Annotated in this window: 12 protein-coding genes; 5 read left to right on the top strand and 7 right to left on the bottom strand. The window is 52.0% G+C overall.

The window, feature by feature from the left end:
* Positions 1-20: 20 nt before the first annotated feature.
* Together H9S92_RS17085 and H9S92_RS17080 are read left to right on the top strand one after the other, a co-directional pair.
* Complete coding sequence (locus H9S92_RS17085) at positions 21-1,787, top strand: ABC transporter ATP-binding protein (protein ID WP_187467902.1); 1,767 nt, start codon at positions 21-23, stop codon at positions 1,785-1,787.
* Positions 1,788-1,993: 206 nt separating this feature from the next.
* Positions 1,994-3,475 (top strand): DUF5723 family protein, encoded by a 1,482-nt coding sequence (locus H9S92_RS17080; protein ID WP_187467901.1) that lies wholly within the window; start codon positions 1,994-1,996, stop codon positions 3,473-3,475.
* Between the two features lie 13 nt (positions 3,476-3,488).
* Here the strand turns inward: H9S92_RS17080 and H9S92_RS17075 are convergent, their stop codons facing one another.
* The gene (locus H9S92_RS17075) at positions 3,489-3,914 is read right to left on the bottom strand and encodes an OmpA family protein (RefSeq protein WP_187467900.1); all 426 of its coding nucleotides are present in this window, start codon (positions 3,912-3,914) and stop codon (positions 3,489-3,491) included.
* A gap of 300 nt (positions 3,915-4,214) precedes the next feature.
* Here H9S92_RS17075 and H9S92_RS17070 point away from each other — a divergent pair, with 300 nt between their 5' ends.
* The 3 genes from H9S92_RS17070 (at position 4,215) to H9S92_RS17060 (ending at position 8,898) form a co-directional block, all read left to right on the top strand.
* Entirely contained in the window at positions 4,215-6,614 is a 2,400-nt protein-coding gene (locus H9S92_RS17070; protein ID WP_187467899.1) for a 3-hydroxyacyl-CoA dehydrogenase/enoyl-CoA hydratase family protein, read from the top strand.
* Positions 6,615-6,748: 134 nt separating this feature from the next.
* Positions 6,749-7,921, top strand: a complete 1,173-nt coding sequence (locus H9S92_RS17065; RefSeq protein ID WP_187467898.1) for a thiolase family protein — start codon at positions 6,749-6,751, stop codon at positions 7,919-7,921.
* Positions 7,922-8,076: 155 nt separating this feature from the next.
* Positions 8,077-8,898 carry a prohibitin family protein gene (locus tag H9S92_RS17060; RefSeq protein WP_187467897.1) on the top strand — a complete coding sequence of 274 codons (822 nt, stop codon included), beginning with the start codon at positions 8,077-8,079 and terminating at the stop codon, positions 8,896-8,898.
* A 385-nt stretch (positions 8,899-9,283) separates the two neighbouring features.
* On the opposite strand, the gene H9S92_RS17055 is transcribed toward H9S92_RS17060, so the two are convergent.
* From H9S92_RS17055 to H9S92_RS17030, 6 genes are read right to left on the bottom strand one after another with little or no spacing between them, the layout of a single operon-like run.
* Positions 9,284-10,165, bottom strand: coding sequence for a DUF4231 domain-containing protein (locus H9S92_RS17055; RefSeq protein ID WP_187467896.1), 882 nt, complete (start codon positions 10,163-10,165; stop codon positions 9,284-9,286).
* A gap of 9 nt (positions 10,166-10,174) precedes the next feature.
* Positions 10,175-10,795 (bottom strand): Nmad2 family putative nucleotide modification protein, encoded by a 621-nt coding sequence (locus tag H9S92_RS17050; protein ID WP_187467895.1) that lies wholly within the window; start codon positions 10,793-10,795, stop codon positions 10,175-10,177.
* On the bottom strand, positions 10,796-11,269 hold the full coding sequence (locus tag H9S92_RS17045; RefSeq protein WP_187467894.1) for a TIR domain-containing protein: 474 nt from the start codon (positions 11,267-11,269) through the stop codon (positions 10,796-10,798). It lies immediately after the preceding gene.
* Positions 11,250-11,531 carry a nucleotide modification associated domain-containing protein gene (locus H9S92_RS22875; protein WP_187467893.1) on the bottom strand — a complete coding sequence of 94 codons (282 nt, stop codon included), beginning with the start codon at positions 11,529-11,531 and terminating at the stop codon, positions 11,250-11,252. The genes H9S92_RS17045 and H9S92_RS22875 overlap by 20 nt, the downstream gene beginning before the upstream one ends.
* Positions 11,532-11,557: 26 nt before the next feature.
* The gene (locus tag H9S92_RS17035; protein WP_187467892.1) at positions 11,558-12,571 is read right to left on the bottom strand and encodes a thymidylate synthase; all 1,014 of its coding nucleotides are present in this window, start codon (positions 12,569-12,571) and stop codon (positions 11,558-11,560) included.
* Positions 12,535-13,533 carry a nucleotide kinase domain-containing protein gene (locus tag H9S92_RS17030; RefSeq protein WP_187467891.1) on the bottom strand — a complete coding sequence of 333 codons (999 nt, stop codon included), beginning with the start codon at positions 13,531-13,533 and terminating at the stop codon, positions 12,535-12,537. Before H9S92_RS17030 ends, H9S92_RS17035 begins: the two co-directional genes overlap by 37 nt.
* Between the last annotated feature and the right edge of the window lie 153 nt (positions 13,534-13,686).

Raw genomic sequence — 13,686 nt, 5'->3', positions numbered from 1 at the left:
AGGCGTGTTAAACCCCGTGCATGAGCCAGCAAGATTCCCAGAAAAAGTTCGACTTATCCCTCTTCCGACGGGTGCTGGCGCTCGCGCTGCCCTACCGTAATCTTGCCCTGGTCGCCATTTTATTGGCGGTTTTACTGGCCCCGCTGGCCATTGCCCGGCCCCGCATTGTGCAGAAGATTGTGGATGAGTTTGTGTTTGTGGGCGACATTGAGGGGATGACCTTCTGGGCCGCCATCGTGTTTGGCGTCATCGTGCTGGAGGCCATCTGCCGCTACGCCTTCATCTACATCTCCAACTGGCTGGGACAGTCGATCATCCGCGACTTCCGCGTGCGGGTTTTCAACCACATCAACAGCCTGAAGCTCAGCTACTTTGATAAAACGCCAATTGGCACCTCCACCACCCGCACGATTAATGACATCCAGTCCATCAACAGCATTTTCACGGAGGGGGTAATCACGATAATGGCCGACTTGATCTCCATCGTCGCCGTCTTGGCGGTGATGATCAACACGAGCTGGCGGCTTACGCTGATTTGCCTTACAACAATGCCTTTCCTGGTCTTGGCCAGCTACATTTTCAAGGAGGCCGTGAAGAAGTCTTACCAGTCCGTAAGAACCCAGATCCAGAAAATGAATGCCTTTTTACAAGAGCGCATCACGGGCATGCGGATTGTGCAGATTTTCAACGCCGAGGAGCAGGAGCGAAAATCTTTTGCGGCCATCAACAAAGATTACCGCCGCGCCAACATTGACGCCATTCTTTATTACGCGATCTTTTTTCCTACGGTAGACATCATCGCGGCCGCCTCGCTGGCGCTGATGGTGTGGTGGGGCGCGTCGGATGTGGCCCGGGCCGGGGGGGTCACCCTGGGGGCGCTGGTGGCCTTCCCGATTTACATCAACATGCTCTTCCGCCCCATCCGGGTACTGGCCGATAAGTTCAACACCCTGCAAATGGGCCTCGTTGCCGCCGAACGCGTCTTCGGGGTACTGGACCGTACGGATCAGATCGAGAACAAAGGCACGGTAGCCCCGGGCAGCCTGAAGGGCGACGTCAGCTTTAAAAACGTCTGGTTTGCCTATAATGACGAGGAGTGGATATTGCGGGACCTCAGTTTCGAGCTTCAGGCGGGGCAGACGCTGGCCATCGTAGGCAGTACGGGCTCCGGCAAAACGACGATCACCAACATCATCAACCGCTTCTATGAATACCAGCAAGGCACCATCGCCATCGACGGTATTCCGCTGCGGGATTATGAGCTCTTCGCCCTGCGCAGCCGCATGGCCATGGTTCTGCAAGACGTCTTTCTCTTCACCGGTACGGTACTGGAGAACATCACCCTGCGCGACCCCGCCATTTCCCGCGAGCGCGTCGTGGAAGCCGCCAAATTGATCGGCGCTCACGAGTTTATCGAAAAACTCCCCGGCGGCTACGATTACGATGTCCAGGAACGGGGTGCCACCCTGAGCATGGGCCAGCGGCAGCTGATTTCCTTCGTGCGGGCCCTCGTTTTCGACCCCGACATTCTCATTCTGGACGAAGCCACCTCCAGCGTGGATCCCGAAACCGAAGGCGTCATCCAGCACGCCATTGAAAAGTTGATTGACCGGCGCACCAGCATCGTCATTGCCCACCGCCTCAGCACCATCCGCAATGCCGATAACATCATGGTCCTGGAAAAAGGACAGATCAAGGAGTTCGGCAGCCACGATGCCCTGATCCAAAATACCGACGGCCGCTACCGGGAATTGTACGAAATGCAGTTCCTCGAAGCGGCGGAATAGGGTAGGATCCGCCCCGTGGTTGAGGCGCTTTGCGTCGGTAATTTTTGGGCCTTCGGCCTTTTTTTTAACCACTAAGAACACTGAGGGCACTAAGAGCACTAAGCCGTGGGAAGTCGGGCTAAAGCCCAACAATACCATAGGCCGGACTTTCCGTGTTATGGACAATACTAAGAAAGGTCCGCTACCGTTTCCTGCTCAATGCTCTTATGAATTTCCGCTTCTTCCTGCTCATTTTTTTGCTCGTCCATAGCCTCAGCGGTTTGGCCCCTCCACTGGCTGCCCAAAACCTGGGCTGGGCGCTCGACCCCCACGCGGGCATTAATGGGGCCATGCTCCAACCTGCCAGCACCGTTGCCAATCCGCATGATTGGGATTTGAACCTGGCCGCTTTTTCCCTTGACGTGGCCAATAACTATGCGTTCTTTAGACAGGCTTCGGGGCTGGGTTTACTGCGCGATCTCCGCAGCACCGAGCGCGTGGCCATCGACGATACTGAGTTTGCGGTCGGTATCGGCAGTAAAACGTACCAGTACGACTTCCCTACCCACCAGCGCCGGATTTTTGCCCGGGTGGCGGCGGACGTACTGGGGCCGGCCCTTTCGGTTCAGCTCGGCGAATACACCCGGGTGGGCGTTTTCACCCGCCTGCGCGCGGTGGCCAGCACCCGGGATCTTGACCCCGTTTTAGGGTACTACGCCTACGAGGCCCAGCCCCGCGGCATCCCCATTCCGGCTGGCACCATCTACGCTGCGGGCGCCGCCTGGGGCGAGGCGGGCATCCACCTGGCCCGCGCCATTCCGCTGGCCGACGGCGAACTGCGCGTCGGTGCCAACCTTCGCCGCCTTTTCCCGGCAGAAGGAGCATCGCTTTTCAACCCCGAAGACGGCCGCCTCATCCGCCAGGAAAACAACGACAGCCTGGTAGTCGTCAACGCCCGGACCGACCTATCCCTGACCGATGGTCTGCGCAGCAGCAACGCCAACTTCACCAGCAAGGGCCGGGGCTGGGGCACTGACCTGGGAATACAGTATGCTTGGGGCTACAACCCCTCCGGTGGTTACCGCTACGTTCTGGGGCTTGCCGTGCTCGACCTGGGCAGCCTCCGCTTCGGGGGCAACGCCGAAAGCCACCGCTTCGAAAACCAGGGGGAGGTCTTGCTGATCGGCGACGACTACTCCTTCACTACGCCCGAGAGCATCGATACGGCTTTGCAGCAACTCAGCCAGGTGGTGTACGGTTCGCCGACCCAATCATTGGTCGGCGATGCCTTCACCGTTGGTTTGCCCGCCGCCCTGAGCCTGCAATTTGCCCTGCGGCCGGTGCAGGAAGTGCAGTTGGCCCTCGCCTACCGGGGTGACTTGCCCCTGCGCGAACAACAACTCAGCAGCGGCAGCAGCCTCACGCTGGCGGCGCACTACAGCAAGTGGTGGTACGGGGGTGGTTTGACGGCGGCATGGCAGGATGGGGCGGGCTTTAACGTCGGTTTTCAGTTGCGTGGCGGCCCCGTGTTTTTGGGTACGGATCGTCTGCTGGGCACGGTATTGCCCGCGGCACGTCTTCAAAGCGGCGGCTTTTTCCTGGGCCTGCGGATACACGATTTTGGCGGAAAGGGCCGGCGGGGCGGCGGTGGCAAAAGCCGGGGCCGCAGCGGTGGCAGCAGCGGGCGGGTGAAGTGTTATGAGTTTTGAGGGGGAGACTTCCCTAAAACAAGATCCTCTTCAAGATCACGTCCACGCGGCGGTTACTGATCTTGCCTTCCCAGGTAGCGTTGTTGTACACCGGGGCGTCTTCGCCCAGGGGAAGGACCTGAATGGCTTCGGGCGCGACGGGGTACTGGATGAGGCGTTCGCGCACGGCGGCACCCCGGAATTCGGAGAGGCGGAGGTTGTAGGCGCGGTTGCCGATGTCATCGGTGTGGGCCTGCACCTCAATTTCGTAAGCTTCGAGGTTGGGGATGGCATCCAGAAACTGTTTGAGCCGGGTAGCCTGTTCGGCATCGATGTAATAGCTGCCGCCGCCGAAAAAGATGCTGATGATGTGGTCTTGGTCCGCCGGAGATGCCGTCGCCTGGCCAGCCAGGTTGGCCAGCGACAGGAAAAAAGCGAAGAGGAGCAGGCAGCGGGACATGGGTGTGGAAGGGACGATTATAGAGGGGTAACGGCTGGAGGGGCAGGGAGTTGTGTGGCTGGATGGGCTTTGGAATATGGGGTTGGAGCGCGTCGACGTGGCCCGTTCCGTCCATTGCTTTGGTCCTTTCATTGCACCTGCGGCCGCGCCCTGATACACAGCGTTTTGGGCGCGGCCGCAGGTGCCAAAGGAAGTCTTTTAAGCGCAATGACTGTCCACCAACAAGCCCCAGCCCCTACTTTTTGCAACTCCGGCCCCCACGCCCTATCTTCGCCAGCGAAAATTCGCTAAATCTTCATCATGCAATACCGCCTTAAGAAAGTCGCCGTGCTTGGCTCCGGCGTCATGGGCTCGGGCATCGCCTGCCACCTGGCCAACATCGGCCTTGACGTGCTCATGCTCGACATCGTCCCGTTCAACCTCAGCGACGAGGAAAAGAAACACCCCGCCAAGCGCAACAGCATCGTAGACGGCGCCCTGGCCGCCGCCCTCAAGTCCAAACCCGCCGCCCTTTTCAAGAGTGATTTCGCCAGCCGCATCACTACGGGAAATTTTGACGACGACTTTGCCAAAGTGGCCGATGCCGACTGGATAATCGAAGTAGTTATCGAGCGCCTGGACATCAAGCGGCAGATCCTGGAAAAAGTCGATACCCACCGGAAAGCGGGCTCCCTGGTTACTTCCAACACCTCCAGCATCCCCATCCACCTGCTGGCCGAGGGCCGGTCGGAGGATTTCCGGAGCCACTTCTGCGGCACCCACTTCTTCAACCCCCCGCGCTACCTGCGTCTCTTCGAGGTGATCCCCCACGCCAGCACCCGGCCCGATGTGGTCGACTTTTTCATGCACTACGGCGACGTATACCTGGGCAAACAAACGGTGCTTTGCAAAGACACCCCCGGCTTCATCGGCAACCGCATCGGCGTAATGTCGGGCGTAATGATGATGGACCTGACGCTGAAGTACGACATGAGCATCGAGGAGGTAGACGCCATCACGGGCAGCCTCATCGGCCGGCCCAATACGGCTACTTACCGCCTCCAGGACCTCGTAGGCATCGATACCAGCGCCAAAGTATCGGAATTTGTGATGGGCAATGTCTCCGACGACGAGTACATCGACGCCGTGAAGGGCAAAGGCAACCCGGCCTTTATGGACTTCCTGCTCCAGGAAAAATTCTACGGCAATAAGTCGGGGCAAGGCTTCTACAAAAAGACGGCTGAGCGCGACGAGGCTGGCAAGAGCATCATCCACGCCCTCAACCTCAAGACGCTGGAGTACGCCCCGGCCACCAACCCCCGCCCCGCCATCGGCAAAGCCAAGATGATTGAAGATATGGGCCGCCGGATGCAGTCCATCGTCAACGGCGAAGAGCGGGAGCACAAGTTCCTGCGCGAGTACTTCGCCGGCCTGATCGCCTACGCCGCCAACCGCGTGCCGGAAATTGCCGACGATCTCTACAGCGTAGACGACGCCATGCGCACCGGCTACTTCTGGGAATACGGCCCCTTCGAAACGTGGGACCAAATCGGCCTGGCCGCCGGCATCGCCATGATCGAAGAACAGGGCGGCAAGGTGGCCGACTGGGTAAAGGACATGCAAGCGGCTGGTCACGACGCCTTCTACCGGGTAGACGACGGCAAGCGGCAGTACTACGACCTGGCCACCAAGGCCTACCAGCCCGTCCCGAGCCTGGAACCCTACATTATCCTGGATACCCTCCGGGAGAAGACGCCCGTCATCAAAAACGCTTCCGCCACCGTCCACGACCTGGGCGACGGCGTGATGGGCGTAGAATTTACCTCCAAGTCCAACTCCATCGACGACGCCATCGGCGAGGCCATCAACGAGGCCATTGACCGGGCGGAGGGCGAAGGCTGGCAGGGCATCGTCATCGGTAACAACGGCAAGAACTTCACGGTGGGCGCTAACCTGATGAACGTCGGCATGGTGGCCATGCAGCAAGACTGGAAAACGCTCGACGCGATGGTCAACGGCTTCCAGCAACTGAACATGAAGATCAAGACCTGCAAGGTGCCCGTAGTGGTGGCCACCCAGGGCTACGTCTTCGGCGGCGGCTGCGAAATCAGTATGCACGCCGACGCGGGTGTCTACGCAGCCGAGAGCTACATCGGGCTGGTGGAAGTGGGCGTAGGCCTCATCCCCGGCGGCGGTGGCACCAAGGAAATGGCACTGCGGGCTTCCGATAAATTCTTCGAAGGCGACGTACAGATGCCGACACTTATCGATGCTTTCCAGACGATTGCGACGGCAAAAGTGTCCACTTCCGCTGCTGAAGCGTTTGATTTTGGGTACTTGCTGGAAGGCAAAGACTTTGTGGAGATGAACCTGCAACGCAACATCGGCGAAGCCAAGCACAAGGTACTGGAACTGGCCCGCGAATACGTGGCCCCGAGCGTGCGCGAAGACATCACCGTACTGGGCCGCGCTGGTTTGGCCGCCCTGTACACGGCCATCAACGAATTCCTGCTGGGCAAGTACATCTCGGAGTACGACGCCGTGGTGGCCCGGCACGTTGCCAACATCCTCTGCGGTGGGGAGCTGACGCAGTCGCAAACCGTCAGCGAGCAGTATTTGCTGGACCTCGAACGCGAGGCCTTTCTGAGCCTGCTGGGCAACCAGAAGACCCTGGAAAGAATCCAGTACACGCTGCAGCACAACAAGCCGCTGCGGAATTAAGCGCTCTTGGAGCTAAAGACGGTGCTTTCTCGCCCGCCTTGCTCCATATCCTTACTCCCCCCTTCGGGGGGCCGGGGGGGAGCACCTGCGTCCGCGCCCATTTTATTTTCTCTACCAACAAATCAAGCTCAAGCATGGAAGCTTACATTATAACCGGATTCCGCTCCGCCGTTGGCCGCGCCAAAAAGGGAGGATTTCAGAACTACCGCTCCGACGACCTGGCCGTTGACGTGATCCGGCACCTGATGTCGACCGTCCCCGAACTGGATCCGAAACTGGTGGACGACGTGATCGTCGGCTGCGCCAACCCCGAAGGCGAACAGGGCCTGCAAGTGGGCCGCCTCATTGCCGCCCGCGCCCTGGGCAAGGAGGTGCCCGGCATCACCATCAACCGCTACTGTGCCTCCGGCCTGGAATCCATCGCCATGGCGGTGGGCAAAATCAAGGCAGGGTTTGGCGACGTTTACCTGGCCGGCGGCGCCGAAAGCATGAGCATGATCCCGATGACGGGCTACAAGCTCAGCCCCAGCTACAAAGCGGCGATGGACAACATCAACTACCACGTGAGCATGGGCAAAACCGCCGAAGCGGTGGCCGAGAAGTACGACGTGAGCCGCGAGCAAGCTGATGCCTTTTCCGTGCGCAGCCACGAGCGCGCCGCCGCGGCCATTGACGCCGGGAAGTTCGACGGGCAGATCGTCCCGATCGAAGTGGAAGACGTTTTCGTCAAAGACGGCAAAATGATCAAAAGCAGCCATACGGTGAAAATGGACGAGGGCGTCCGCCGCGACACCACCATGGAGGGGCTCGGTAAACTCCGCGCCGTTTTCAAAGACGGGGGCGTGGTGACAGCCGGAAACTCCAGCCAAACCTCCGATGGTGCCGCCTTCGTGCTGGTGATGAGCGAGCGGATGGTCAAACAACTCGGCCTCGAACCCGTAGCGCGGCTGGTGAGCTGCTCCGTCGGCGGCGTAGACCCGCTGTACATGGGTATTGGTCCCTGCGTGGCCGTCCCGAAAGCCCTGGAGCGGGCGGGCCTGAAGATTGGCGACATCCAGCAAACGGAGCTCAACGAAGCTTTTGCCACCCAGGCCCTGGCCGTCATCAAGACCCTGGGCATCGACCCCGAGACCGTCAACCCCAACGGCGGAGCCATCGCCCTGGGCCACCCACTGGGTTGCACGGGCGCTAAACTGACCATCCAGCTGCTGGACGAAATGCAGCGCCGCGGACAGAAGTACGGCATGGTGACCGCCTGCGTGGGCGGCGGCCAGGGCATTGCGGGCATTTTTGAGCGACTGAACTAATTCACCGGGCGTTTTTTGGCCGGGGCTCCACGCGCACCGCACGGGGGCTTCGCCGAGGAATTAACCACGTCCGTCGAAAAACGGGGCCGGGCTGCTGACCGAAGTCGGCAGCCCGCTTCTTTTTTTGTTATCTTTCAGCACCAACCAACGCAAAAATGAACCAGAAAAAATTAATGACCTTCGGCATCATTGCCTTTTTCCTCTTTATTTTCCTCATCATCTTCAGCAACTCGGCCTTCATCACCATTGATGCCGGTGAGCGCGGCGTGCTGTTCCGTCGCTTCAGTGGAGGATTGGACAAACAAAACATCTACCAGCCTGGCTTTCACATGGTTGCGCCCTGGAACGATATGTACGTTTACGAGGTCCGGGAAACCCAACTGGAGGAAGAAATGGAGGTTCTTTCAAGCAACGGCCTGACCATTAAGGTAGACGTAACGGCCCGCATCCGCCCCAACTACGGCACGATCGGCGAACTGCACGAAACCTTCGGCCGGGAATACCTCGAACGCCTGGTACGCCCGGAGGTCCGCTCCAGCGTCCGCCAAGTCATCGGTAAGTTCACCCCCGAAGAACTGTACTCTACCCGCCGCGACGAAGTGCAGACGCTCATTACGGAAGAGCTGACAAAAGTCCTGACCGAGAATTACGTCGACCTGCGCGCCATCCTGATCCGCGACATCGAGCTGCCCGATAAAGTCCGGATGGCCATCGAAGAAAAACTGGAAGCCGAGCAAGGCTCGTTGAAGTACGAGTACATCCTGACCCGCGAAAAGCAGGAAGCTGAGCGCCGCCTGATCGAGGCCGAAGCCAAGGCGGCGGCCAACCGTGTTCTCTCCGCTTCGCTCTCCGATAAGATCCTCCAGGACAAAGGCATCGAAGCCACGCTGGAACTGGCCAAATCGCCCAACAGCAAAGTCATTGTCGTGGGAGGTGAAGGCGGTGGTTTGCCGCTGATTTTGGGTGGGGGGAATTAAGGGGTTCCTGATTTGCCTTACTTAAACGATTGAAGTTAGCGAGGGGATGAGGGATCATCCCCTCGCTGCGTTTGGGGGAAATCTTTTTGATTATTCATTTTGGCCTGCTTGGTAGGTGGGGAAAGCGGCTGGGGGATAATTGGTAAGGGCCTCTGAAATCTTGAACTTCTTAGCAAGCATTTAAGATTTGCTGGATGCCAGTTAGAACTTGATACATGGTTTTGCTAATATTTTGGACTAAGCTCAGACTTTGAATAAGAGAAAGTATTGCTTGGATGATTGAACAATTACGAGCAATCAGGCCATTGGGCTACTCTAATTGCAAGGTGTCGAAGTAAAATATTAAGAAATACACGGATTTCTAGACTGGTAAGGAAGGTTTCATTTAACGCACTACATCTCTTCTTGCCAACCACAGTGTGTGTTCACGAGAGAATGCAGCTTCTGCATCACCTACAAATGCATAAAAGTCTTCTTGATTATTTATCTCTGCGCCTGACTCTAGAATTAAAGATATTTCATGAGCAGTAACTGCATACGATTGGCTCAACTCTTGATATTTCTTCATCGTAGTCCAGGATATTAAACAGCCAACGACAGTAGCAAATATTGAAGTTACATTTAAAAATGTATTGTCGCTAATGAGTATTAAATGTGTAACTATAGCTAAAGAATATGCAATTACAGTAAAACCGAAAAAAACGTCTTTTTTCTTTTTATTATAATTTGATTTCCGCCTATACCAACTTAGCTGATCATTTACTCTTTCAGATAAGTATGTAGTCTTCCTGTCCTCAAAGGACGAATTACGAATCTCCTTCATTTTCGGCGAAACAGCATGCATGTTGTCTTCAGGAATATTTCCCTTAATGAATTCTTTATTCTCATCAATAAACTCCCTCATCATTTTTCGGAAAATTGAGTCAACATTTTCTATAGTCTCCTCGAATGGTTCTCCTTTAACAGCGTAACGCCATGTTACTGACTTTATAGATTCGGCTAGTGCTCTGCCAATGTACCAACTATCTTCAAGCTTCTCAAATTTCCTATAGAAGGAGACCACTAATCCGCCTAAAAATAGCGCCGCCGCTAGAATGGCTATATACTTACCATACTGCTCATTTTCTATATCAAGCGTACCCACGACACCCCCTGTCACGAGTAGCAATAACTCGAAGCGGAACCAAAATATGTACTTCCGTTGCGCAGCCATTGAATAGCTATCACATGTACGAAAAAGGGCGGGGAAATCTTTATACTCAAGCATCAATTTTTATTATCGAGGGTTATACCTAATGAGCTGCTCAAATCCACTAGGATCTGCAATATACATATAGTTTCGTCCGTAAATTTCCTTCACATGCGTGACAAAGTCTAGAGCGGCATTTTCGTCCTTAGCATATTCAAAATCCCTATTACTTATGGAAATATTATTTACCCACTTTTCTTCAATTATTATACTTTTACTGCCAAAGTATAGGTAATCGTTTGAAAGAAGAACTCTATCTACAGCGGTATCTTTGAAAAGATTCAATTGGTTCGTGCTTCCATCTATATTACTATGATGAGAATTACTCTGAAGCCAGTTTCCTTCATTAGTTTTGTGATATATATTGTCACCTCGCAAAGCCTTCAAACTCCCATTCATGTTCGGTTTTCGAACCTGAAAACGAGAATCGTTCCAATACTGGTTGAAAGTGAGCGCCTCAGTAACTCTCATTATGTATATTAGATGCCCTAGATTTTTAGCTTTTTTAGAACCCATACCAATTATATAGTCTCCTATCATAGCTGCTTTGCGAACTCTTGGTTTACAACAGGCAAGGGTACACCAGCCGTCAAAAGGGTTGGGGGCAAAGCCTACGTCTCGCGTAACTTTGTAGATAAAAAATTTCACCTAACAAACAACTGAACTTGAAGAAAATAATGCATCAGAGCTACTTCCGTCAGGTTCCTCAAAGTTATTGATCGTACCATTTATAGCTCCTATAATGCGATCCGATTGCCACCCAACTATAGCGTTACCATACTTTTTCAATGCTTCTGGAAGCTCGCAACCTGTACTTCCTAAACAGTGAACTCCGATAATTCTTTTGCCAAGTCTATTAGCTGTTTCTATTTCCCAATTTACCCACTCTCTTGAATGAGTTGTATCTGATAACAAAACGATGCAAGTTCCGGACCAGTTTATTCTCATTCTAAGGAGCCTACGAATATAACCCTCATCAGTTGCTCGGTTCCAACGACTTGAGTCTACTGAGCTATTCTTGATTGAATACCCCCCCCTTGCGAGAAGCTCCCTCATTTTGCCGATGTGCATGTCATCCTTGCTATGATGACTTATGAAAACGTTACTCGATTTTTTGCTCATCACTTGACGTATTTTCTTGTTCCAAGATATGGAGACCTATTATACAGTACCCCATTAGATCCATGAGGGAGTCCTCGACTGATTCGAAATTTGGTGAGTTTTTGTTCCAAACAAGTGATCTAAGACGAGAGACTTTGTCATAGATGTGTACAAAATTCCCTTGCATCCCTAGGTCAAAACTAGCACCGCCATAGTCTTGATTCTTTCGAACAAGGGTTTCAGTTAACTTGTCTGTGATTTTTTGAATAGATTCCTTTGTCATGAATATCGATTTGCAGACAAACAACATTAAAAGGCGGGAAGTTTCGTGTCCAACGCTTTTTTTAGGTGAGGGTTAAGAATCCTAGATGTGTCGCCGGTATGATAGGTCGCTAGTGCTTGATACCAGTCATCGAAAAACGTGTAAGCGCTGATAGATGGCTTCGCCTCCTTGGTTTGTCTGACGGACTGTTCGGCTCTTGCTAAATTATCTAACTGGGATGTGAAGGCCTCCCAACTAGTAGGATATGTATATTCGATGTATGAGGTATCTTCGTCATAACTTTTTACCAAGGCAATTTTCTTTGCTAGGTCAAGATGCCTGGCATAAATATGCATGTTGGAAACAAAATGGTAGTATGAACCAATATCTAGCCCTAAGATAGCAGCGACATACTCTTGCATCAGCGTAAAATTAAATACATTAACAGCACTTGCACCCCAAACGAGGTCGTTAGACCTCATGGTAGTCATTAAGTCTAAAGTATTATCTGTCTGAACTTGAAAGTGAAGAAGCCTAGTACATGGGAAGTCTTTAGTCTGCTTAATATTGCCGCTGATGTCAAAACAATCTTTATTAGGATCTCCTATAGTTATAACCGCACGTCTTGAGAATTTATCCCGAGTAAGTTCTAGAACTACGAATTTCAGTTGATCAACGAATCCTTTTGAAGGAGTATATAAATTATCGATTTTATAATCAAAACTATTACCGTCATAAAAACGAATCCTGGGGCCATATCCTGCTCTCATGTATTTACCATCGTCAGAAAATTCCCCTAGTTTCTTCACATAATAAGTGGGGAATTCAATTTCATTACTTCCTGTAGCAATCCACAGGCTTTCAACGTAAGGCAAATAGGGGTTCCAATCGCGCTCTTTAATTGTAATGACTCTTGACCTAGGATTGGTCATTTTGATGAGAATAGGCTCAGGTAATTCATAACAGGTTGAACCTCCTGTCACTCTTTCTCTTCCTTTCTCAAGTATTAGTTTGATCGTACCTATTAGAAAAGAGTTAATTCCTGATGTGATAAGTTCCATGATGAAGATTTGATTTCGTTGACGCCCCATTTAGGAGGAAAGCGATACGAAATAGGTTTATTAACAGATTTATATCTTTGCTTTATTCTTTTATTCCCTACTGATAATTCCGGCATCTTGGCACGTAGATACTTGTCAGTTTCACAAAAACAATTTTGCAAGTCTATTAGCTTTAGATCTCTACCACTGAGAAGTTTAATGGATGTGCAGTCATATTTCTCTGCGTAAAATTCAAAGTTATCATAAACGTGCCTTATAACACCTTCTGTTGATAGCCCCCCAAGGTTTTTGAAGCACTTTTTAATGCCTCTTACAGCACCAATACCAGCCATGACGAAACTGTTTTCATCATAGTCAATGCAATTAGAATAGTTTAAGTCGGTAGCATACTGATATGCGATGAAGTCACCCATAAATGAGCAATTCCTCAGCAGAACATAAACTTCTTCAAGCGATTTAGACTTTAAAATATCCAAGAAGAGTCGGCCATTAATTAATTCTTCCTGAACCATGTAGAGCCATTTGTGATGCTTGGTCTTCAAATGGTTGTATCGTGAATGAGAACCGGTCATCATATATGCAGCACTAAATATAGGCGTTCTTATTTGTAATTCCGTAAGAATCCGAGACAAACGCTCCGGATCAAAATTAGAATATGTCACTTCTCCGTAATTAATTTTTATGTACTCCCATGTCTCTATTTTATTAAAAATTTTGAAGACTATAATTCTTGTAAAAATATCTTCTTCTTCAGAGGATTCTGTTGGGTTGTATATCACCTCGCTAATTAGATATTGGCTAACCCTATCTAGCACCCTGTATACATTCGTAAATTTGTGTTCTTTTAGTATACTGTCATCAGTTAGCTTATTTTTCCCTTCCACTCTATTCCAAAAAATGTTCATCCGTTCAGCAATGAATCCGAAATAATGCTTGAACGCTGTGTCTCTAACTTCTAGCATAGTAATTTTTTTGTGTGTAGTTCCTGTAAATTTAAAAACCTAGTGGCTATTTAGGTCTATTTAATTAGACAAGCTAGATTCTTAAAGTACCAATCAATCTGACAATCAATACAGTATGTTTCTTAATACTTAATTGCTTTTTCTGGGGTTTTA

Origin of the sequence: Neolewinella lacunae (genome assembly GCF_014349155.1) — a bacterium.
Taxonomy (GTDB): domain Bacteria; phylum Bacteroidota; class Bacteroidia; order Chitinophagales; family Saprospiraceae; genus Neolewinella; species Neolewinella lacunae.
Note: the sequence above shows the minus strand (reverse complement) of the source record. Positions and strands in the feature narration are given on the sequence as shown.